20 protein-coding genes are annotated in these 21,808 nt (G+C 38.0%); 9 read left to right on the top strand and 11 right to left on the bottom strand.

Annotation, left to right across the window (positions count from 1 at the left end; translation table 11 throughout):
* Positions 1 to 2: 2 nt before the first annotated feature.
* The 5 genes from ABD009_RS00820 to ccoN form a co-directional block, all read right to left on the bottom strand.
* The gene (locus ABD009_RS00820; RefSeq protein WP_196492424.1) at positions 3 to 482 is read right to left on the bottom strand and encodes a FixH family protein; all 480 of its coding nucleotides are present in this window, start codon (positions 480 to 482) and stop codon (positions 3 to 5) included.
* A 65-nt stretch (positions 483 to 547) separates the two neighbouring features.
* The gene (gene ccoP, locus ABD009_RS00825) at positions 548 to 1,516 is read right to left on the bottom strand and encodes a cytochrome-c oxidase, cbb3-type subunit III (protein WP_155694850.1); all 969 of its coding nucleotides are present in this window, start codon (positions 1,514 to 1,516) and stop codon (positions 548 to 550) included.
* On the bottom strand, positions 1,509 to 1,691 hold the full coding sequence (locus ABD009_RS00830) for a cbb3-type cytochrome oxidase subunit 3 (RefSeq protein WP_155694848.1): 183 nt from the start codon (positions 1,689 to 1,691) through the stop codon (positions 1,509 to 1,511). Before ABD009_RS00830 ends, ccoP begins: the two co-directional genes overlap by 8 nt.
* A gap of 5 nt (positions 1,692 to 1,696) precedes the next feature.
* Positions 1,697 to 2,344: a cytochrome-c oxidase, cbb3-type subunit II gene (gene ccoO, locus ABD009_RS00835; RefSeq protein ID WP_155694846.1), complete on the bottom strand. Its 648-nt coding sequence runs from the start codon at positions 2,342 to 2,344 to the stop codon at positions 1,697 to 1,699.
* Between the two features lie 14 nt (positions 2,345 to 2,358).
* A complete protein-coding gene (ccoN, locus tag ABD009_RS00840; protein ID WP_155694845.1) occupies positions 2,359 to 3,786 on the bottom strand; it encodes a cytochrome-c oxidase, cbb3-type subunit I in 1,428 nt (475 codons plus the stop codon).
* A gap of 194 nt (positions 3,787 to 3,980) precedes the next feature.
* On the opposite strand from ccoN, the gene ABD009_RS00845 reads away from it, so the two are divergent.
* Positions 3,981 to 4,424 carry a hypothetical protein gene (locus ABD009_RS00845; protein WP_343822125.1) on the top strand — a complete coding sequence of 148 codons (444 nt, stop codon included), beginning with the start codon at positions 3,981 to 3,983 and terminating at the stop codon, positions 4,422 to 4,424.
* On the opposite strand, the gene ABD009_RS00850 is transcribed toward ABD009_RS00845, so the two are convergent.
* Entirely contained in the window at positions 4,421 to 4,966 is a 546-nt protein-coding gene (locus tag ABD009_RS00850) for a redoxin domain-containing protein (protein ID WP_343822126.1), read from the bottom strand. The two genes, ABD009_RS00845 and ABD009_RS00850, sit on opposite strands and share 4 nt — an antisense overlap.
* Before the next feature lie 80 nt (positions 4,967 to 5,046).
* Positions 5,047 to 6,966, bottom strand: a complete 1,920-nt coding sequence (locus ABD009_RS00855; protein WP_343822128.1) for a methyl-accepting chemotaxis protein — start codon at positions 6,964 to 6,966, stop codon at positions 5,047 to 5,049.
* A gap of 218 nt (positions 6,967 to 7,184) precedes the next feature.
* Here ABD009_RS00855 and ABD009_RS00860 point away from each other — a divergent pair, with 218 nt between their 5' ends.
* The 6 genes from ABD009_RS00860 (at position 7,185) to ABD009_RS00885 (ending at position 14,007) form a co-directional block, all read left to right on the top strand.
* Positions 7,185 to 9,845, top strand: a complete 2,661-nt coding sequence (locus ABD009_RS00860) for a M14 family metallopeptidase (protein ID WP_343822130.1) — start codon at positions 7,185 to 7,187, stop codon at positions 9,843 to 9,845.
* Positions 9,846 to 9,959: 114 nt separating this feature from the next.
* Positions 9,960 to 10,175: an RNA-binding S4 domain-containing protein gene (locus ABD009_RS00865; protein ID WP_155694837.1), complete on the top strand. Its 216-nt coding sequence runs from the start codon at positions 9,960 to 9,962 to the stop codon at positions 10,173 to 10,175.
* Positions 10,176 to 10,238: 63 nt separating this feature from the next.
* Positions 10,239 to 10,742 carry an LURP-one-related/scramblase family protein gene (locus ABD009_RS00870; RefSeq protein WP_343822133.1) on the top strand — a complete coding sequence of 168 codons (504 nt, stop codon included), beginning with the start codon at positions 10,239 to 10,241 and terminating at the stop codon, positions 10,740 to 10,742.
* A gap of 18 nt (positions 10,743 to 10,760) precedes the next feature.
* Positions 10,761 to 11,636, top strand: a complete 876-nt coding sequence (locus ABD009_RS00875; protein WP_343822135.1) for a WYL domain-containing protein — start codon at positions 10,761 to 10,763, stop codon at positions 11,634 to 11,636.
* Between the two features lie 108 nt (positions 11,637 to 11,744).
* Entirely contained in the window at positions 11,745 to 12,575 is an 831-nt protein-coding gene (locus ABD009_RS00880; protein ID WP_343822137.1) for an RMD1 family protein, read from the top strand.
* 244 nt (positions 12,576 to 12,819) lie between these two features.
* Entirely contained in the window at positions 12,820 to 14,007 is a 1,188-nt protein-coding gene (locus tag ABD009_RS00885; protein ID WP_343822139.1) for a type III PLP-dependent enzyme, read from the top strand.
* Positions 14,008 to 14,359: 352 nt separating this feature from the next.
* Here the strand turns inward: ABD009_RS00885 and ABD009_RS00890 are convergent, their stop codons facing one another.
* Genes ABD009_RS00890 through ABD009_RS00905 form a run of 4 tightly spaced genes read right to left on the bottom strand, consistent with a single transcriptional unit; the run spans position 14,360 to position 19,606 of the window.
* Positions 14,360 to 16,039 carry a hypothetical protein gene (locus ABD009_RS00890; RefSeq protein WP_343822140.1) on the bottom strand — a complete coding sequence of 560 codons (1,680 nt, stop codon included), beginning with the start codon at positions 16,037 to 16,039 and terminating at the stop codon, positions 14,360 to 14,362.
* Positions 16,039 to 17,064, bottom strand: coding sequence for a TniB family NTP-binding protein (locus tag ABD009_RS00895; RefSeq protein ID WP_343822142.1), 1,026 nt, complete (start codon positions 17,062 to 17,064; stop codon positions 16,039 to 16,041). Before ABD009_RS00895 ends, ABD009_RS00890 begins: the two co-directional genes overlap by 1 nt.
* Positions 17,058 to 18,986, bottom strand: coding sequence for a hypothetical protein (locus tag ABD009_RS00900; RefSeq protein WP_343822144.1), 1,929 nt, complete (start codon positions 18,984 to 18,986; stop codon positions 17,058 to 17,060). The genes ABD009_RS00895 and ABD009_RS00900 overlap by 7 nt, the downstream gene beginning before the upstream one ends.
* On the bottom strand, positions 18,983 to 19,606 hold the full coding sequence (locus ABD009_RS00905; protein WP_343822146.1) for a PDDEXK family nuclease: 624 nt from the start codon (positions 19,604 to 19,606) through the stop codon (positions 18,983 to 18,985). Before ABD009_RS00905 ends, ABD009_RS00900 begins: the two co-directional genes overlap by 4 nt.
* Before the next feature lie 122 nt (positions 19,607 to 19,728).
* Between ABD009_RS00905 and ABD009_RS00910 the strand changes: the two genes are divergently transcribed.
* Entirely contained in the window at positions 19,729 to 20,319 is a 591-nt protein-coding gene (locus ABD009_RS00910; protein WP_343822147.1) for a restriction endonuclease subunit S, read from the top strand.
* Positions 20,316 to 21,707, top strand: coding sequence for an N-6 DNA methylase (locus ABD009_RS00915; protein ID WP_343822148.1), 1,392 nt, complete (start codon positions 20,316 to 20,318; stop codon positions 21,705 to 21,707). The genes ABD009_RS00910 and ABD009_RS00915 overlap by 4 nt, the downstream gene beginning before the upstream one ends.
* Positions 21,708 to 21,808: the final 101 nt, after the last annotated feature.

Below are 21,808 nucleotides of genomic sequence, written 5' to 3' on the forward strand. Positions count from 1 at the left end.
AGTTATTCCGCTACTAATTTAGTCCAAGACGCATTTGGGAAAGCAAGCTTTTGTTGAACTTTCCAAGAGCCATCCATAGGCTCTACAAAAACGGTCCATTTGCCCGTTAATGCTGTTTCCAGTGACTTAGTATACGTGCCAACGCCGTTTGGGGTCATAACGAAGTTAAGATCTCTTTTCCCTTGAGTTGAATGTACAAGGTTTACTTTTATACCCGAAAGTTTCTCTGAAGACTTCAACTCAAAGCGTTGTTCTTCTAAACGCACTTCAAGCTCTATTCCAGAATCAGTATATGCTTGATATAAGGTTAACTCTTGGTTAATCGCTTTTCCCTTTTTATAGTAGTCATCTACAACCATTTCAGGTTGATTTAAGCTAGTTATAACGACGGTTGCGATACCGGCGACTACTGTAAGAGCTGGAAGGGCGATGATCAACCAAACCCATCCATTTTTGTACCAAGCTGTGCTATTCGATTTCATTAAACTACTCATTATTTTTTAGACATAAAAAAAGCCTCCGAAGAGGCCTTTTATTTTACCCTAATTTATTTGTCAGGGTGTGAAATATTGTAAATATATGCAGAAATAACATGTACTTTATCTTCGCCAAGTACATCTTTCCATGCTGGCATTACGCCGTTGCGGCCATATCGAAGAGTATCTTCAACCGCTTTTTTAGAACCACCATATAACCAGATGTTATCTGTTAAGTTTGGTGCACCAAATGGAAGGTTATGAGCTAATGAGCCTTTACCGTCTGCACCGTGACACGCCGCACACATACCAAACTTAGCTTCGCCTGCATCAGCTAATTTATCATTAACTTTACGGCCAGCTAGCTTAAGTACATAAGCTGTCATCTCTTCAATGCCTTGATCTCCAAGCGCCGCTTGCCATGCTGGCATTGCTGCTTTGCGACCATACAACAGAGTCTCTTTAATAGTTTCAGGTGAATCACCGTATAACCAATCGTTATCACGAAGGTTAGGGAAGCCTTCTGAACCACGTGCATCTGAACCATGACATAATGCACAGTTTTGTAGATACAAACGTTGACCTACTTTAAAACCTTCTTCGTCATAAGCTAAGTCAAGAATAGGTTGGTCAGCTAACTTTTTGAAAACAGGACCATAAACTTCATCAGCAGTTTTCATTTCTTGGTCTAATTCAACCAACAAACCTTCAGCTTTTGCTTTTTCAGAAAGTGCTTTAGATTCTGCTAAAGTTGTTATGCCTTGGTTTGAGCTTTTCCAGCCTAGAAGGCCTTCATAGTTTCCTAAACCAGGGAATAACGCTAAATAACCTACTGACCAAACCAAGATGAAATAGAACAAATATGTCCACCATTTAGGTAGTGGATTATTAAGCTCTTCAATGCCGTCAAATTCATGACCCATTGATTCACCTTCTTCAACGTGAGTATAGTTCTTAAGGTTAGCGGTAATGATTACAAAACACGCCACAATGGAGAACACAGTAAGGATAATTATCCACCAGCTCCAAAAATCAGTCATTATCATTTGATGATTCCTTTTTACGCGGATTATCATTTACGTCATCTTCTAAGATGGACTGGGCGATATCATCAAAATCGCTTTTACGATTTTTACTATATGCCCAATAAACGATAATCAAAAATAAAACTAATAAAATTAAAGTATAAACGCCTCTATATGTACCGTAATCCATAACGTCTACTTAAGGTGAGTACCTAGTTGTTGCAAATACGCGATAAGAGCCTGCATTTCAGTTTTACCTTCAACAGCAGCTTGCGCACCAGCAATGTCTTCAGCTGAATAAAGAGGAATGTAGTTACCATTCTTATCTTTATGTGTTTTACCAGCTGTTAGACGGTTAAATACTTCGAATTTCTTCGCTGTATACTCGCCCGTAAGAACGTTCTCATCAAGCCAAGGGAATGATGGCATGTTTGATTGAGGTACAACGTCTCTTGGATTCATTAAATGAGCGTAATGCCAGTCGTCACTATAGCGCTGACCTACACGTGCCAAGTCTGGACCAGTACGTTTAGAACCCCATAAGAATGGGTGATCCCAAACTGACTCGCCCGCTACAGAATAGTGTCCGTAGCGTTCTACTTCAGCACGGAAAGGACGGATCATTTGACTGTGACAGTTGTTACAACCTTCACGAATATAAATGTCACGACCTTCCATCTCTAGAGCAGTCAATGCTCTAAGGTTTTTAATAGGCTGCGTTGTATCTTTTTGGAACATTAATGGAGTAATTTCCACTAATGCACCAAAACTGATAGCGATGATAGTAAAGATAACGAGAAGCGGTACGCTTTTCTCTATTTTCTCATGATGGTTAGTTGCCATTATATAACTTCTCCTTACGCCGCTTCTGGGTATTCTTCTTGTTGTGGTTTAGCACCACGAACAGTTTTATAAACGTTGTAGGCCATAACAAGCATACCAGCAACAATAAACACACCACCTACAAATCGTACAAAGTAGAACGGTTTTGAAGCTTCTAAGCTTTGAACAAAGCTATAAGTTAATGTACCGTCAGCGTTAACTGCACGCCACATTAGACCCTGCATAACACCTGAAATCCACATTGCAACTATGTATAAAACTACACCAATAGTGTGTAACCAGAAGTGATGGTTAACAAGCTTAAGGTCAAACATTTGAGTTTTACCGTAAAGACGAGGAATAAGGTGGTATAAAGCACCAATTGAAATCATTGCAACCCAGCCTAAAGCACCTGAGTGAACGTGACCGATTGTCCAGTCTGTATAATGTGATAAAGCATTTACAGATTTAATCGCCATCATAGGGCCTTCAAACGTAGACATACCGTAGAAAGACAAAGAAACAATTAAGAAACGAAGTACTGGGTCAGTCTTAAGTTTATGCCATGCGCCAGAAAGCGTCATGATACCGTTAATCATACCACCCCAAGAAGGAATGAATAGGATAACCGACATAACCATACCTACTGACTGCGTCCAATCTGGAAGAGCAGTGTAGTGCAAGTGGTGTGGGCCAGCCCAAATGTATAACGAAACTAGTGCCCAGAAGTGAACAACTGATAAACGGTAAGAATAAACCGGACGCTCTGCTTGCTTAGGAACGAAGTAATACATCATACCTAAGAAACCAGCGGTTAATAAGAAACCAACTGCGTTGTGACCGTACCACCACTGAATCATGGCATCAACGGCACCTGAGTAAATGGAGTATGACTTCATTTCATTAACAGCAATAGATTGACTGTTAACAATGTGAAGCACAGCAACGGTTACGATGAAACCAGCGTAGAACCAGTTAGCTACATATATGTGGCTAGTTTTCCTGATGGCTAGAGTTCCTAAAAACACGTAAGCATACGCAATCCAAACAACGGCAATAGCAATGTCGATTGGCCACTCTAATTCTGCATACTCTTTAGAGGTTGTATAACCTAAAGGTAAAGAGATGACAGCAGAAAGTATAATTGCTTGCCAACCCCAGAACGTGAATGCCGCTATTTTGTCGCTAATAAGCCTTACTTTACAAGTACGTTGAACAACATAGTAAGATGTTGCGAATAGGGCACTTGTACCAAATGCGAATATAACAGCATTGGTATGTAAAGGACGTAATCTTGAGAATGTTAACCAAGGTGTATCAAAGTTTAGTGCAGGCCATATTAATTGCGCAGCAATCAATACACCTACGCTCATACCAATGATACCCCACAATACAGTTGTTAAAGCAAATTGCCTAACGACCTTGTAGTTGTACTCTGGGTGAGCAATATTTGTTGTTGTCATAGTATGGTTCCACTTACCCGTGAAAAGTATTATTAAAGTTATAAATATTAGACTCTTTTTCAAATTTTTGGCGGTAATTTATCCACAAATTTAAATTAGAGGCTTTTACGCACGTGCATGATAAAGACTTTGAGCGTAAAATCATAGCGACCAAAGGCAATATATTGTCCCAGATCAACAATTAGAGAATTCAAGTGGTTAAAAAAACAACATTGATACAAATATTGTTACTGAGCAGTAGTTTAGTTTTTATACTTTGCGGTTGTTCGCCTCAAAACACAGCTCAAAAATCCTCAGACTGTAATAAAAAACAAGCGTCATGCCTCACGTTAAGCTTTACGGAAAGCGAAGCGTATTTCGATCATAATTTAATACTTTCTGAGCAAGTTTATAATGTAACGTTTTCAAGTCGTAAGCCTATTAAAGAGGTATGGCTCGAAGCTCAGAATATGCAGATGGGCAATATTGTTTTGTTTTTGAAAGAAGTTCAGCAGTACCAATATTCAACTAAATTGATTATTGGTTTGTGCGCTAAGCCGGTTATGGAATGGGTAATGTACATAAGATTTGAAGATGGGACAGTAGACCAACAATCTTTTACAAGTTATTGGTCCGCTGACTATCAACAAAGTAATTAAACAGGCTCGTGGTGAGCACCGCGAATTGGGTAATCATTGTCTGGGTTACGAACCCACTTTAACCCATTCAGTAGATTAAGAACGTCGGGTCTAGAAAAAGGATTGTTACTTAAATCAACAGCGATAATTGTTTTTTCGCGGTTTATCACGAACATCGCAGGCTCTGAGAAAACATGATCAGTTTCATGATCGTTTCTTGGTGTAGATTGGTAAACGCCTAACTGGTCCATATCCGCGAGTGATAACCCATACCCTAGAGTAAAGTTAACTTTTAAGTCCTTTTTATGCTGGTCTAATTGTTCTAATCTATCTGCTGAAATAGCCACAATTTCGATGCCTATATCTAAAAATAGATATTTAACTTCTTCCAATTCATTTAAAAATTTGGTGCAAAGGGGACAGTGAGCGCCTCGATAAACAATAATTAGTTGCCAATCGGCATCATTGTTAATGTTAGAGCCAAGCGTAAATGTTTCGGTTTTTGAGAGGTTAACTTCAACATGTGGGAAAGAGGTGCCTGGATGTAGTTTGTTAGTAAACATAATGCTCCAAATAGGTTTATTACTTGTAAGTACGACAAATTACGTACTTACAAGTATAGACGATCAAGAGTGCCTGTTAATCAATTAACTTTGAACGTTCCTACTAGTCGGTCTAGTTGCGCCGCTAATGCGTTAAGCTCATCGCTAGAATGTGACATTTCAGTTGCATTGTTTGCAGATTTTTCGCTGTTTTTACTTACATTTTGAACATGTTCATTTATTTCATTAACAACGGTTAATTGCTCTTCAGTTGCAGTGGCAACTTGAAGGTTTAAACCTGCCAACATGTCTATTTGTTTTGCTATTTCTTGTAAGGCTTCGTTTGCTTCATGAGAAGATTCTGCACCTTGAGAAGCAAGCTGTCTATTTTCTCTGACGCCTTGGACCGCAATTTCCGATTCGTTTTGAAGCTGTGAGATCATCGCAGCAATTTCATCTGTCGATTCACTTGTACGTTTAGCTAAGTTTCTAACTTCGTCTGCTACGACTGCAAAACCTCTACCTTGCTCCCCAGCTCTAGCAGCTTCTATTGCAGCATTCAGCGCAAGTAAATTTGTTTGCTCCGAAACACCTCTGATTACGTCCAACACACTACTGATATTGCCGCTTTTCTCTGCAAGGGACTCTATAGTTTGAGAAACACTTTGCATTCCATTAGCCATAACATTAATGAATTGGGCAGATTCACCAACTACGGTTTGGGCTATCTGTGCTTTTTCCATTGCTACCTGTGTTGCATCAGAAGCTACATTTGCACTTTTAGCTATATCGCCAATGGTCATCCCCATTTGATTTACCGCAGTGGCAGCGTGAATTGACTGATCTCGTTCTAACTCTGCGCTGTCTTTCGTTTCTTTAGCACTATGAGACACAACATCAGACGCGTGTTTTAACTCTATAGAAGTATCTGATACGTTGATGATGACGTTTCTAATCTTGTCTAAAAACTGATTAAAGCCTTGAGCTAATCTCGCTATTTCATCATCACCGTAGCGGTTAATACGATAAGAAAGGTCACCAGAACCATCCCCGAGGTTCTTAAATACATTCGCTAAAGCAATAATTGGCATCATTAACATTTTTGAAAAATACCTAGCAATAAAGCCTAAAACGCATACAACTATAAAAAACCACATAATCATATGGTTTCGACTTTCATCGAGCCCCGCATATAGCTCTGAGGTAGGCACTTCGGCTACGACATACCATCCTAGTGAAGGTATAAAACTAGTTGCGACTACAAAGTTGCCGTCATTCTCAAATGCAAAATCGTTTTCTAATAGGAGCTTGCGCGTATTAATCTGTTGGTATTGATTAGCTAAAGTTTGAGTGTTTCCTAAAGACTTATCTTTGTGAATTTGTACTAAACCTTCTTTGTCCACTATATAAACGAACCCGCTTTGTTCTAGTTCAAATCCACTTAGGTACTCAACCATATTATTTAGAGACTTAGAAACCCCAGCGATGCCTTTACCACCAATCATTTGGTAGTTTACAAACATATCAACATCACCGTTAGGGTAGCTATAGATACTCGCTGATTCTGACTCATTACTATTAGTGAAGGCAAAAAACCATCCGTCGGCTTGGTCATTTTGTAATACTCTCAAAAAGCCGTCTTGGTTCCAGTATTCAGCTGTATCTCTGTTTGCAAAAGAGGCATTGCTTAAGTCATTGTCTTGTTGGATTTGCTTTAAATATTTAACGAGTGTTTGCTCACCAGAATCTGGACGCCCATTTGATAGCCAGCTATGAATAAACGGGTTAGTCGCTATGCTTCTGGTAATTGCTTTCATAGAAGCAGTTTCACCTTCAACTTTATCTCTTATGCGCTGAACTATGTTGGGTAGCTCTATGCTTTCCATACGTTCAAGCACTATAGATTGTGCTTTTGAGTGGCCTACGTAACTAACCACACTGGTAGAGATAATAATGGCACCAATTAAGGTTAGGGTGATTTTTGTTTGTATTGGTAAAGAGAAAACGAACTTCTTTAGCATAATAAATCCAAATATGCGGAGACAACTGTCCCTGTTAAATAATGTTTTACGAATCGCTATGATTGTATCGTTAGATTTATAAATGTCTTTAATTTATTTTTATTTTCCGTTGTTTAACCAATTTTAACGGCTGTTCGCAGGTAAATTAGATAAGTTATGTTGCAAAAGTATTCAAATTTTATATGGTCTACCTAATTAAATTTAAACAAGGAAATGGAATGAACGTTAGATGTATTGCTTTGGCGATAAGTATATTTACTACTAGTAGCGTACTGGCGACCAATAATATAGAAATGTGGAAAGGCACTTCTTACAATCAAGATGTACCAACGGTAGAGTCTGTATTAGGGTATGAAATAGGTAAAAAAATAACCTCCCACGCAGATATGGTGACCTATTTTAGGGCGTTAGAGAAAGCAAAACCAAATTCTATAAAGATTAAACGTTACGGAACTTCATGGGAAGGTCGAGAGCTTATTGTAGCAGCCATAGGGAGTGACGATAATATAAAAAACCTAGAGTCTTTTGCTGAAGACATGCAGGCATTATCTACCAGCTCTAAAACATCAACCTTGATAAAAAAGTTACCTGCGTCTGTTTGGTTGGGTTATTCGGTTCATGGTAATGAAATTAGTGGTACCGACTCTGCTATGATGACTGCATATCATTTGTTAGCCGCAAACAATGACGAAACTGTAAATAAGATCCTAGGAAATACTTTAGTTTTTATAGACCCTCTACAAAACCCAGATGGTCGAACTCGATTTACTAGCCGATATTATTCTACTGTAGGTTTGGTTCACAGTGACGACAGGTTAAGTGCTGAGCATAACGAACCTTGGCCGAGTGGTCGCTCTAATCATTATTTGTTTGATATGAATAGGGATTGGCTAGCGTTAACACAGCCTGAGACAAGAGGTCGTGTTAAGGAAATGAACCATTACCGCCCATTAGTCGTTATTGACCTTCATGAAATGGGTGGCGATCAAAGTTATTATTTTGCACCTGCTGCTAAACCTATTAATCCTCATATGACAGATGAACAAGTTGAGAATATGGCATTAATAGGAAAGAACATTGGAGCACATTTTGATAACAATGGTTTTGACTACTTTACACGGGAAATATTTGACGCTTTTTACCCTGGGTATGGCGATAGCTGGCCAACGTTTTATGGCGCTTCGGCTTCTACCTACGAAGTTTCGTCTTCTAGAGGTGAAATATTTAGAAAAAGTAGCGGCGAGGTCATGACCTATGCAAATACAGTTAAACGACATTTTGTTGCTTCAATAGCGACGTTAGAAGGCGCGTCGATTAATAGGGTAAAACTATTAAATGACTACGTTGCATATCAACAGTCTTCAATTAAACAAGGTAAGGAAGATAAAAATAGTCGCTACTATATTATTTCAAATAAAACGAATAGATTTGGCGCACATAAATTAGCAGCTTTGATGACAGAGCATGACGTGGAAGTGCAAGTAGCCACTCAAGATTTTAAAGTGTGCGGGAAGCAATATCCGTCAGGCACGTACTTTATAGATTCCGCTCAACCAAAAGGTCGATTTGTAAAAACAACATTTGATAAGCAAGTTGATATGAGCCAGGACTTTATAAAAGAGCAGGAGCGTTTGAGATCAAGAAAGCTGAGTAATCAAATATACGATGTAACCGGGTGGTCTTTACCTTTAATGTTTGGTGTTGATGTTCAAGAGTGTGGTCGAAAGCCTACAAAGTCTTCTGGGCTGTTTGTTGCAGATACAAAATTAGTTGGCAAAGTAATTAACAAAAATTCAAAATTTGGTTACGTAATTCCTTGGGTTGATATGGCGTCAGGCCAGTTTTTAACTCAAGCCTTGAGAGCCGGTCTGGTGGTTAAATCTGCCGATCAATCATTTACTTTAGAGTCAGGTTTACAATTTCCAGCCGGTTCTTTAATAGTTGAAAGGCATAATAATAGCGAAGATTTGACCAATATTATTGACCGTATGGCGAAGGGTACAGGTACGGTAGTGCAGGGCATTGACTCTAGCTGGGTTACAAAAGGGCCTAGTTTTGGCAGTAACAATACGCCATTAATGGTTGCCCCTAAGATTGCTCTTGCATGGGATGAACCTGTCAGTTCACTGAGTGCCGGTCATGTAAGGTATGTAATTGAGCAGGAGTTTAAGTATCCAGTTACCGCAATTCGTACAAGTACATTGTCGTGGGCTAATTTAAAAAATTATGAAGTCTTAATACTACCAAATGGTTACTACAACCGAGTATTAGGTAAGTCTGGTGCTGATAACATAAAGAGTTGGGTAAAAAGTGGCGGGGTCTTGATCACCCTTGCTGGTGCAACTAAGTTTGCCGCAGATCCTGATTTTGGGCTATTGGATACCAAACGTGAATTGGCTTATAGAGAAGGCGAATCGCTGTACAAAAAATCAGATGATGCAACTGTAGAAGGTGTTTTACTAACGAGTAGAAAAGCATTAGTAGAGTCAGCTGAAAATAGTAAAGAAAAGCCGGATTATGTAGCCGGTGTGCTGGCAAATGTTGAGGTAGATCAAGAACATTGGCTCACTGTTGGTGTAAAGTCTAATGTTGTTGGTCCTGCGTTTGGTAATGATATTTATAAGCCAATTGAATTAGCATCAGGTAAGAACTTAGCGTGGTTTGCAAATGAAGATAAGGTATTGGCCAGCGGTTACCTTTGGGCGGAAAATAAAAAACAGTTGGCGTATAAGCCATTTTTAATTTATCAACCTATGGGGAACGGCATGGTTATTGGCTTTACACAGGATCCAACAACTAGAGCCTACTTTGACGGATTGAACATTATGTTTCTAAATTCTATTTTCAGAGCGGCCTCGCACGCACGAGTTTTGCGATAAGTGCTTGAAGTATAATTAGAAATTTAAATTTAAAGTAGGTGCCTAGTTTATAGGTAGCAAAGTCTAGATAGGTATAGGTATAATGCCGTAACTTTGAAGAATCTGGAAAAACCAATGAATACAGTTTACATTAATGCAGCACCTATCGAACTTAATAAATTATTGAAGTTTGAAAGTTTGGTAAGTAGTGGTGGTGAGGCAAAAATGGTAATAGAAAACGGATTAGTCAAAGTTAACGGCAGTATAGAAAAACAGAAAAGAAAGAAACTAAACGTAGGTGACATTGTTCAATTTATGGAACAAGAGTTCATCATAGCGTTAGACATTTAATAAAAATGTATCTAGAGCCAACACAAACAGGATGTGCTGGCGATCTATCCAAAAGGGAATGACATGAGCAGAATTTTAACAATAAGAAACAAACTTCTTAGCCTTCGTGGCCAAATGGATATTAACGACGAACACGATCAAAGTCTGTTTACCGCAAAAGGTGAGCTTTCCTTTATATTTTCGCCAACCTGGCGAATTTTTGACTCCCAAAATAAATTAGCAACCATCAAAAAGAAAAAGCTAACGTTTAGGCCAACCTATTCAGTTCGTTCTATTTTTGGTAGTTATACGGTGAAACGGAAATTGCTATCTTGGACTCGTCAATACTATGTAGTCGATGGTATGTATCAAGGCGCAACCGCGAATGGCAGTTTACTTGACTTAGCATTTACGATATCTCATGGTGACCGAGAAATATCTTCTGCCAGTGAAAAATTAATCTCTTTAAGAGATACTCATGTAATAGTAGTAAACGAAGACGAAGAGCCAGATGTTTTGTTTACTACAGTCATGATGGTCATTATGCAACTTGATAAAAAGAATGACAGCGTTGCTGTCAGTGATTAAGAATAAGACGACAATGTTATGAAAGATACAAAAGATTTAACTCTCAATCAAAAACAAATATTTGCTTTTATCGATTTTTCTTTGTTTTTTAAAGGTCACTTAGGACTAAAAGAAACTATAGATAAATTTGGATTGGACCATAAAAACGCAGTTCAATATTTTGAGAGATATAAATCTTTTTTAGGTGGTCAGTGTGAGTTTGATGAGAAAGCGCTTCGCTATTTTCAGTTAGAAAACTTCAAGCCCGTTTTTAATCACGATCCAAGAAAAACCTTAGTAAAACTAGCCCATCAAATATCCGATGGTTTTGACGCTATTACTCAAACTGAGTTTCCTGTTGAGCAACCATCTTATTTAAACGCACCGGATATCGAAGTTATTGCCCGGTTAATGCGCGCTATTTTGAACGGTAATGTCGTAAATATAATATACACCTCACTGTCAAACGGTTCGGCTGGTAGAGATATTGTTCCGCATGCAATTGTAGATAATGGCCTTAGGTGGCATGTTCGCGGTTTTGATAAAAAAACTAATAGCTTTAGAGACTTTGTATTAACCCGTATCAGTAAAGTAACTATAAAATCGAATGATATAGCAACATATGAGAACAGGTTAGCCGATGTTCAGTGGCAGCGAGTATTGGATTTAGTCATCGTTCCTCATCCAAAAAATGTAGAGTTTTCAACAGCTGTTGAAATGGATTATGGCATGACAGACGGCAAAATGACGTTGAAGGTTAGGGCAGCAATGGCTGGCTACCTACTTAGACGTTGGAATGTAGACTGCACACCACAAGCCTCACTTAACTCCCCAGAGTATCAATTGCACTTAGCAAATATTGATTCATTAACCAATTTACCAGAGCTGTCTATTGCCCCTGGTTATATTTATTGATCTTTATCATTTAATTATTGCTATTTAGAAAAACAGGTCCATAATCCGCGCGAATTTTATACGGGCAGGGTTCTGCCTTAACTTTTTTCTACTATAGCGAATCGCACAATGGACAAAAATAGCACCACACTTCAGGGGCTTAGTTCTACATCATTTATTCATGACCGTTTATCGGTTTATAACCTTCAAGCAGACTATTCAACCCAGAATGATGTTTTAGATCATTCGATTACTGAACGCGGTGTTAGGTATAAGGACGCAATTCATATTGTTGTGCCAACCGGAGAATACTGGCTTTTTGACTACGGCGTAGTGGTGTTTTGGGCGGTAGAAGAAGATGAGCGAATGGCACTGATTAATCGTTTACGACGGTCTGAAAAGTCTTCAGATGACATTATTGAAGACCATTTCCGGTTTGAAGTGTCAACGGAGCTAAAAATTAGCAAGGATACTGTGTTTTTACCAAATGACCACGCACTAACGCGTTTAGCTGTTAGCCACGGATTAGCGCAATCTATTAAGCTAGTGGAATATGAACACAAAGCTCAATCGACAATTACGGATTATTCGCACTTGCCAGAAGCTTTAGCAACTACAGGTAAGATAGCGTTAAACCGAAAAGAAATAGCCAAAATACGAGGCCGACTATTTAGTACTAAGAGCGATATCATACTTCATTATGGTTTATTGGATACGCCGGAATTCTTTTGGGAGTACCCAGAACATGAAAGTAATTATAACGCGATAGTACGTTACTTGGAGATCCATCAGCGGGTTGAGCTTTTGTCTAAAAAACTAGCCACCATACATGAACTTTTTGACATGTTAGCCGACGAACAGAAGCATCAACACTCGTCTATTTTAGAGTGGATTATCATTTGGCTTATTGCTATTGAAGTGGTTATTTATGTTGGTGAAAAGGCAGAGAGCTTTCTTTAACTTTATATAATTAAAGCGCGTTTAATAGATATTAAAAAAACATAAAATTTTTAGAATAAAAAGATTGCCATTCTGGAAATATTATTTATTATGCGCGCCAATTCTTGTTGATAGCCAATCCAAGTACATCGCATAAGCGGCCAGGCAGATGAGCAACTATCCAAGGGTGAAATTGAATATTTAACTATGTTTAACTCGCTCAAACCTAATTGTAGGTTTATTTAGCTTATTCTGGAGATTGGTAATGTCTGTTACTTCTATTATTTCTGCTATTGCAGAAAACAACCTTCCTTTTGACTCTGAAAATATAGAGTCTTTAGCATCTCGTTACGGCACACCTTTAATGGTTTTAGACTGTGATGTTGTGCGTCAGCAGTTTCGTAACCTACAACAAGCGTTGCCAAACGTAGACCTACACTACGCACTAAAGCCTTTGCCACATCCAGCCGTTGTAGCTACCTTACTAGCTGAAGGTGCTTACTTTGATTTAGCAACAAACGGTGAAGTAGATTTAGTAAACTCAGTAGGTGTACCTGCGGATCGTACCATTCAAACTCACCCAATAAAGCGCGACAGTGATATTAAGCATGCCTTATCTTATGGTTGTAATGTTTTTGTTGTGGATAACATCAATGAGTTAGAAAAGTTTGCTGCCTATAAAGACGATGTTGAATTGCTGATTAGAGTTAGCTTTCCAAATGCTGATGTATTAGCGGATCTTTCTAAAAAGTTTGGTTGTAAGCCCGAAGCCGCATTGGAAATTGCCAAAAGGGCGTTTGAAATTGGTGTTCGAATTAAAGGTTTGTCGTTTCATGTAGGTTCACAAACTAAAACAGGCGATAAGTACGCTACTGCAGTGCGTCGTTGCATCGACATAATGAATGAAGTTGTAGACTTTGGATTGCCAGCGTTAAGTACATTAGATATTGGTGGTGGATTTCCTGTGCAGTATACGCCAGATGTTTTGCCAATAAGCATTTTTTGCAAACCAATACGAGAAGCATTGGCGGAGTTACCAGAAACGGTACGTGTTATAGCAGAGCCAGGTCGTTATATTGTAGCGCCTGCGGTAATAAATATAGCATCTGTTATGGGACAATCTGATCGTAATGGGCAAACATGGTATTACTTAGATGATGGGATTTACGGTTCGTTTAGTGGACTTATGTTTGATGAAGCTAAGTATCAAACCTTTGTATTAAATTCATCTCAAGAGTTATTTTCATCAGTGTTAGCTGGACCAACGTGCGACAGCATTGATGTAGTAGCTGAACAAATCATGTTGCCTAAGTTATCCAATGGAGAGCTAGTAGTTACGACGATGATGGGTGCATATACTTGCTGCACAGCGACAGACTTTAACTTCTTTAAAAGAGCAGAAGTTATAGCGATAAACGAAGCGGTAGTATTTGAAGAGATTATCACTGCATAAAAGGATACGTACGCAGTAGTACATGTATTTGTCGGAGTTCTAGAATAACAATGAACGCTTACAGTATTGTGAGCGTTCTACAGCTCGTATATAAAGCTATGAGAGTATTAGGGGAAAGCTAAGTGTATATAGAAAGATAATATGAGATTGGTGAGCCACGGCTGATGCGGGGTTGATCTTTTAACGTGAGATTCAGAAATGCACTTTTAGTCAAATAACGTGATATCCATCTTTATTTAGACTATTAATATGATATCTATCTAACGGATTTTATTAGTTATTTTAATAATTACATTGAGTTTATATAGAGTGGCAGAAAATGTCAAAGCCCCGATTTGGGGCTTTTGTATTGTTAGCGAAGAGGATTGATTCCGAGCGTAAACCACAGAGGATTTGAAGGTGGGGTTTTAGGTTTTTCAGATTTTTTTCTTGCTAGGGTTAACTCATTATAACGAAGCGCGTACAAGACTTGGTATCGGCACTGATAAATGGACGTCCCATACAAAGCCTCAATTTTGAGCTTTTTTAGCTTATTAACTTCAAATTCGAAGTCTAAATTTCTGAGAGAGCAATAGCGTCTAAAATTAAAGTTTTGTTTATCAACCTTCAAAAAATCTTCCACTAAATAGTAACTTTTTAAGGACTGTTGCCACTTGAGAGAGTAAAGCTTTCCATTTTTATTTAACTCTTTGATATCAGCACCAGTTAATTGAAAAACTTCGAGCGCCTCGTCATAACTAATCTTCGATTTGCCACGTAGGTTCAAGTGCTTAAACATATGTTTGAGGGCACTGATAGGACTAACTTTTAGCCGCTCATAGATTGGAAGATTACTGTGATTCAGAAAACCATTCAGCTCTTTGTGATAAAACCAACCAAGAATATCACTTCGATCAGCCATAAATGAAGATAACTTTTCATCTAATGTTCTAGCAAGAAGCAAGTCACCTTCAGGGGCAGAGTGTTGAAAATTCGAAAAACAGTCTTTTAACTCGTCTAAGTTGTAAAATAAGTTTCCATTTTTCTTGTGGCCATTTAATGGTAATACGTCAATATTATTCATAAATTCAGAAGTTTGATTAACGTCCAAACCAATTACATCAGCAATTGTATTTAAATTAGCCTTATCCCTAGCAAGTTGGTTTTGTTCTGAATCTGTCAAACCATGTCTTTTCCACTTTGGCCTAAACGGGAAGTATTCAACACCAAATTCGAAACATTCGCTACTAGAAGTTTTTTCACGATTCGTTGGAAGATCAAAATCTAAAACAGGCCAGTCGGATTTGAGTTTTTTCATAAATTCTTCTATTGGCGCAAATACAGCGCTATTTCCTAGCGTTTCTGAAAATTTATGACGGTTAAAGGCAAGTTCATAAGACCATTTGCTTAACGCTGTTTCATCGGTTAATAAACTATAGGCTCTTTCAAACAAGCTTATGTCTGCTGGTAATTTGTCGTAATGAATCAATTCGGGGGAACTATCAATTGGTCTTAGTATATAGCTTGCTGCACAACACAAATCCCAAATAATATCAGATCTTTCTCCAACATTAGCGCTTTCAATGAATGTCTGATGCGTAGAAACAGGATCATAAATGGGCATTAATGTTTCACCACAACTGCTGCACTTACCATTTATGAGAGCATGATCCCAAGAAAATTTATGACCACAAGAACAATATGAGATGAGTTTGGTGTTATGTTTGGAGCAATGCGTACTATAAATGTATGAGTGTTCAATCGGGCAACTTTTTTCATTCACGCAATCTAAACAAATTTTCAATTCATTTCCTATGATGGATTTGAAGTAGCGGGACTTATCATGTTCAATAACTCCATTTAACTCGAACTCGATATCTTCACCTGAGAGCATTTTGATGTTTTGGCGATGCTCAGCAAGGCGTCCTCGGAATTGTTTTGGTTGACTTCTGCCGTTTGCGGAAAGTAAATCCTGCAAGTTTGTATAACACGCCTCATCAGCAACAATTGCTGTAATATAAGAGGGGTCCTGATTAGATTTAATAATTGTCATTACGCTGCATCCTCAGTACTTACACCAATTTGATTAGCGCGAATTACCTTCTTCAACTGGTTCAACTCCTTTTCATTACAGGTGAATGGATTAACCCCCATCTCTGCGGCAAAAAGTGATGCAGATTCTTCATCATTTGTATTACAAGTTTCATAAGCTTTAGCTAACGTCTCATAGGTTATTTGTTCACCGGGTTTTACTTGCAACAAAGCATTTTCAAAAATCGGAGCCATGTAACCAATGAGTCCTTCAGACGCTACCCACATGCGATTAGCAAATTCAGTATCGTTAAGATCGATAATAGATACGTCAAATTTATTTTTAATTTCTGCAAACAAAATAGAGAAGCCATTTAGTATCTGATGCAATTGACTTTTTTTATAAAGTCCTACTGGGCGCAACTGGATAGTTGCATAAGAACGTCTGCCAACTTGCTTTTCTGCTTTCTTGTCATTTGAATTTCGAACATGAAATTGATTAGTAATTAGGCTCTTAACACTATTAAGTCCAACTAACAAAATTGAAACGTTGGTTCTATCCTTAAGAAGTTTGAGTGCATTCGCAACTTCCATTGTTTTTGCTCCAGCGTTATGCGGTAGAGCATGTTGCACTTCGTCGATGATAAACAGTCTAGTCCCATACTTTTTCGTAAGTCTGCATAAATGATTTAATGAGTCTTCTTCTTTGTAGCTAGCAGGGACTCTTATATCCATTGCTTTTAACAGAGAATCATAAATACCTTTACCGTATGTTCTGCTAACAAGCTCTGTGTAAACACACTGATGTTTAAGCGAAGAGTCGCTCGAAAGAAGCTTTTTAACTTCTTTACTAATGGCTGACTTACCAACACCAGCTTCGCCAACCATTGCTACAATTTTTGCGTTTACGTGGCTCAACTGAACGACCTGTGCAATATGTTTTATTGCTTCGGTCATTTGTGGGTACAAAAAGTGTTTATCTTTAAAGAATTTTACGTGCTCGTTTGTGCTAGGTTTAAATAGCTCTTGTAAATTGATATCTACCATAATTTTTTAACTCCATAGTTGTTTGTTTCTTTGTCTACTTCATTCAATGGCTCCTCTGTTTTGGCAGGGCTATTATCTTCATTCCGTTTTTCATTTGGCTGCTGATTAGTGTTAGCTCCAACCATAGTAACCAACTCGATTTCAGCTTCTTCAGGTGTAACCGGATCAGCATTTATATTAATTAGGCTTCCTGTTTTTCTTGGTGCTCTGTAGGTTGTCCATTCACTTTCATCACTCACGAAAACAGTCGCGCCATCAAGAATTTCTACGCCTTTGTCAGCCGCTCTTAGTTGAGAGAACGACTTACCATTCACTCTGCGAGTATTATTAGCTGTAATTAGCTCGATATTTAGCGGGTCACCTGAGATAACAGAAGGGACTATTACGCTGACGTCATCAGCGTTCAAAGGGTCAACTAAAAAGTCCACTTTGTATTCCTTGAACTTCTTAGATTTTCGCATTTTGAAATATAGCTGCTGCAATTCTGGTGAATTGAACCAATTTCCCAAATGAAAAACTCCTTGGTTTTTGTTAAGCACACGACCTTTAACAAGCTCTCCTTTGTATTTCCTCAATTCAGGAACATCATCAATATCCATCAAAGGGTTAGATCTAAATCCTTTTTTCCATGCTTGATTTGGTGTAAGTCCATTAAGTCTATCAAGTTGAGTGTTGTGATATTCCTTTACGAAATTTGCAAACATAGTTCGAAATTGTTCGATTGTTAGGTGGGCCGCTTTTTTTACCGATATATCTGTATATTCATCAGGGTTATACTTCCCAAGGTAACCTTTAATGCCACGGAAAAAATTATCTCTCACATGTCGTATCAGTCTCTCTACTGCACCTTTAAGCCAAGGAGAGCGGGTAGGCGTAACGTCAAATTCACATCCAGCAGCTTCAAGAAACGACCGTGTAGATTGAGCAATATAGCCAGCGCCAGCATCCATTAATATTCTTCTCGGAATTCCACTTTGGACATAATTGGGGTCATGTTTTATTGACATAGCATGAGTTATGGCATTAACAACAAATCCACTTTGCTCACCTTTTTGACCAATTTGAATTGAATACCCCGGAATACTTCCCGTTGTCGGTTCAAAAACAAAGTTGATACTCACAGTGCCGATGTAATAAACACGATCTAAGTAATATTCGATAATTCCGAGATTGAAGTGTGCAGTATCGACTTGAAATTCTTCACCAAACTGAAGGTAATCACGTACATCCGTTACTAGTCTGAACTCTTTTCTTGCTTCACTAATTCCTTTTCGTTTTTCTGTCTCAAGTTTTGGACAAACTTTGTCAATTCTTCTCGTGAATGTTCTCTCTGGAGGGATGTAGTCATAACCTATTCGCTTACACACAGCGACAAATTGTTTGTAAGTTCCACGTTTGTGTAACCCTTCACGCTTCAAGTAATGTTTACGTATTACTTTATCAATAAGAGACTCCAATTCTGGAGTCAGTCCCGTTCCTCTGCCTTTTTTTCCTAAAACTTGTTTTCTGATATCGCAATCATGCTCTAGATAATCGCGCACCCATCGGCTAACAGTTGAATCTCCCGGTCTATCTAAATCATTTCTTGTAGCAAATACAGATGTTACTATCTGTTTTCGTATTTCTGGACTGTGGCATTTATCGTGGCGGAGCATCGGTAATATATATGCTTCACGCATTTCCATTTCTTTCATATGCTTTTTTGAAATGCGAAAACCATTTACTGCTTTATTACATTGTTTCAGCAGTCTTATTACTCCGTTAGAATGCAGCGTCAAAAAGTCATCATAATCAATCTCACCTAATTTTTCGTTTTCGTACCGAATTAAAACAATATGAGGCTCATCTTCCAAAACGGTTAAAATCACTCCTTTTTGTGAACCGTAGATGATCTTACTACCCTTTAGATCAAAGTAATTCATAGGTTCACCTCCACTGGAGTGCTTGGGACAAATTCACACTCAAAATCAAAAACAACCTTTTTTTGAGCCAAAAGCGCAAAGGGAAAAGAAGGAGGGGAATTAAAATGGGAAACCACACCAAACAAATCATCCAGTGTTTGCACTGTCCTAAGGTGTTTTCCGACTTTCTTTAGATCAAATCTAGTTAAGTCAAATCTGCGGTAAGGGTAAAGCCGTTGTAAATTACTAACCATTGAACCTTTATCGATATCACTATATTTCCATCGAACAAGTTTTTGGCCGTATCTCAGCATGAGACGTTCATCAACTTTATCAAGACGTAACGAAACGTCTGGATCATCAAACTGATAATCCATCTTTAGTTCCCTTAATTCTTTAGTTTTATCAATGAGTAAGACACCAAAGTCAACAGTGTATCGACTTAATGGTTTATTAGGGTCTGGTTTGACAGATGCTGGCTGTGCTCGATACGAAATAACATTGTCATCAAATTCAAGATACTTTGCCGCAGTGCGTTCTGCTTCTGAATCTAACTTAAATGTTAAGCCAGTCTTAATTGACGGAAAATAGCGGGTTTGTTTTCCAGAGAAGTCGCTTTGTCTTCTTTGATTATTTGGCACACTGGTAACCTCCTTAACTATACTGCATTACATAGTGTGTATATAGTATTGATCAAAGGTTTTGAATCTGTCAAGAATAAATGCTACATTTCTCAGTATGTAAATATGGGTTTGATAATAAAATGAAAAATGAACAACTCTCACAATATGCAGACATTTCAACTGGGCGTTCTTTCCGGGGGGCCATAAAAAAGGTTGATAAAGAAGGCTATAAGGTGATCCAGATTGGCGATGTTCTTTTTGAAAAGGGCAAAGCAACCGTTGATTTTGAGCAATTAACTCAGACTGGATTAAACACAAATAGAAAAGTGGATTGTTTAAGTGATGGAGATTTGATCATGATTGCTAAGGGGAAAGAGAAGCATTTAGTTTTACTAAAAAATGTTCCGGAGAAAGTTATATGTACCCAACATTTTTTTGTAATCAAACCCAACTCACAATTTGCCAACATTACTAGTAACTTCCTAAAGGCTTATCTAGAGTCTGATTTTGCTAGGGAATGGTTAAACGCTAACTCTGGTGGGAATTATCAAAGCACTTTAAGCAAGGCAACAATAGAAAAGCTTCCTATACCTGACCTTTCTGACAAAAATGGCACGGATTTCATTGAGTATATCTTGAGCGTAATTGAAGAATTAGAAAAATATAATCAACTAATAGAGGCAAGAAAAAACCAAGTAGCCGGGTTAATAACTGAGATGGTGAAGCAATGATGACTAACGAATTAGCAGTAAAATTTGTAGAAGCTTATAAAGGCAGCGATTTGTTGCCAGCCAATATAGATGCAAGACTGTCCTTTCTAGCTTTGTTAGCCATTGAGTTACTTGCGATCACAGAGCAGGGTAAATACCAGAAGTTCTTAACGAACCTACAAGATTCTGATGATATTAAGTCAATTGACGTTGAAAAGTTTGATTTCTCTGAATCTGAACAGTTAGTTGCAAAACAAGCAATAACTCATTGTAATGATGTAAAAATCAATAAGCTCCTGAGTAGATTCAATGAGATACAAGAAGCGTTTGACTTAAGTAAGTTGACGCGTTTCGAATCAATTACGTTATACGAACAAACTCTCAAATTATTGCAAGAACCAAAAGTCTTTGAATTGATCCAAAGTGATGCGAAAGGTTTTGATTTTCAACTGCGGCCCGATGATTTTTCTAGATTGATAGCAAGTATCGTCAAAAGTAATGAGAAATTAGCTGTATATGATGCAATGGCTTCAACTGGTGAATTAAGTAATTTTCTTGCGCAATTAAACCCGCACTGGCACTTTACAACTGAGAGCTTGCTTCAAAACCCTTACTATCTTGTACACAAGTTTGTGCTAGCCGGGAATGACGATTGTGTAGTAAGCCAGAGTTATTCACTCAATAGTACTCCATTTATAAAAGCTTCAACTTTTGACTTAGCGTTTGCGCTGTATGAGCCAACAGCCGTTAGAAAATCAGCAAGTCCCAAAGTCAAAAAGTCTAAAGAAGGCGGCTCATTAAGTGGTCACTATGACCCAAAAAGAATAGATCTAGATATAATTTCCACTCAATACAATGACCATGCATTGATTCAACACCTCATCTGGTCAATTAACGAAACAGGAATTGCAATAGCATTTTTAGGACGAGGCGCATTGCAACGTATAGAAGAGGCTAAGTCTCGCAAATACCTTATTGAAAACAATTTTGTTGATGCGGTTATTCAGCTACCAACGAGCTTAATAAGTGCTAGAACAGTTGATTTGTTTGCAGTAATTCTTCGGAAAAATAAGAAAACCGATGATATCTTGTTCATCGATGCATCTTTTTACTTCAATCGTGATATCAAGCGCAACAGACTAATTCGTGAAGATGAAATAGCAAATATTCTCTCTGCTCGGAAAAACATTCCTGACATTTGCCAAGTGATGACCAATGGGCAAGTTGAAGAGTTAAGCCGGATTGATGAAGCCACCAATGAATCGAACTACTCTTTAAACGTAGCGAGTTACATTAGTAGAAGCAAACAGTTCGTAGATCCCACTTCAATTAATGAGTTAATAGACGAGCTAAGCTTAATCCAAGAAATCTCAAACCAGTTATTCAACAAATTAATGAAAGAAATTTGAAAATAATTGTCATTCAATATCAACAGCTTAATGGTTAAGTTATTGTTTTTATACATATTTGTATAATGACAAGTTTAGTAACCTCTTCTATAGATTTAGAT

This window comes from Psychrosphaera haliotis, assembly GCF_039523615.1.
GTDB lineage: Bacteria > Pseudomonadota > Gammaproteobacteria > Enterobacterales > Alteromonadaceae > Psychrosphaera > Psychrosphaera haliotis.

What these genes read in the sequence shown, in the direction of transcription:
- ABD009_RS00820 (WP_196492424.1), bottom strand. Translation starts at nt 482, where the DNA reads ATGAAATCGAATAGCACAGCTTGGTACAAAAATGGATGGGTTTGGTTG.
- ccoP (WP_155694850.1), bottom strand. Translation starts at nt 1,516, where the DNA reads ATGACTGATTTTTGGAGCTGGTGGATAATTATCCTTACTGTGTTCTCC.
- ABD009_RS00830 (WP_155694848.1), bottom strand. Translation starts at nt 1,691, where the DNA reads ATGGATTACGGTACATATAGAGGCGTTTATACTTTAATTTTATTAGTT.
- ccoO (WP_155694846.1), bottom strand. Translation starts at nt 2,344, where the DNA reads ATGGCAACTAACCATCATGAGAAAATAGAGAAAAGCGTACCGCTTCTC.
- ccoN (WP_155694845.1), bottom strand. Translation starts at nt 3,786, where the DNA reads ATGACAACAACAAATATTGCTCACCCAGAGTACAACTACAAGGTCGTT.
- ABD009_RS00850 (WP_343822126.1), bottom strand. Translation starts at nt 4,966, where the DNA reads ATGTTTACTAACAAACTACATCCAGGCACCTCTTTCCCACATGTTGAA.
- ABD009_RS00855 (WP_343822128.1), bottom strand. Translation starts at nt 6,966, where the DNA reads ATGCTAAAGAAGTTCGTTTTCTCTTTACCAATACAAACAAAAATCACC.
- ABD009_RS00860 (WP_343822130.1), top strand. Translation starts at nt 7,185, where the DNA reads ATGAACGTTAGATGTATTGCTTTGGCGATAAGTATATTTACTACTAGT.
- ABD009_RS00865 (WP_155694837.1), top strand. Translation starts at nt 9,960, where the DNA reads ATGAATACAGTTTACATTAATGCAGCACCTATCGAACTTAATAAATTA.
- ABD009_RS00870 (WP_343822133.1), top strand. Translation starts at nt 10,239, where the DNA reads ATGAGCAGAATTTTAACAATAAGAAACAAACTTCTTAGCCTTCGTGGC.
- ABD009_RS00875 (WP_343822135.1), top strand. Translation starts at nt 10,761, where the DNA reads ATGAAAGATACAAAAGATTTAACTCTCAATCAAAAACAAATATTTGCT.
- ABD009_RS00880 (WP_343822137.1), top strand. Translation starts at nt 11,745, where the DNA reads ATGGACAAAAATAGCACCACACTTCAGGGGCTTAGTTCTACATCATTT.
- ABD009_RS00885 (WP_343822139.1), top strand. Translation starts at nt 12,820, where the DNA reads ATGTCTGTTACTTCTATTATTTCTGCTATTGCAGAAAACAACCTTCCT.
- ABD009_RS00890 (WP_343822140.1), bottom strand. Translation starts at nt 16,039, where the DNA reads ATGACAATTATTAAATCTAATCAGGACCCCTCTTATATTACAGCAATT.
- ABD009_RS00895 (WP_343822142.1), bottom strand. Translation starts at nt 17,064, where the DNA reads ATGGTAGATATCAATTTACAAGAGCTATTTAAACCTAGCACAAACGAG.
- ABD009_RS00900 (WP_343822144.1), bottom strand. Translation starts at nt 18,986, where the DNA reads ATGAATTACTTTGATCTAAAGGGTAGTAAGATCATCTACGGTTCACAA.
- ABD009_RS00910 (WP_343822147.1), top strand. Translation starts at nt 19,729, where the DNA reads ATGAAAAATGAACAACTCTCACAATATGCAGACATTTCAACTGGGCGT.
- ABD009_RS00915 (WP_343822148.1), top strand. Translation starts at nt 20,316, where the DNA reads ATGATGACTAACGAATTAGCAGTAAAATTTGTAGAAGCTTATAAAGGC.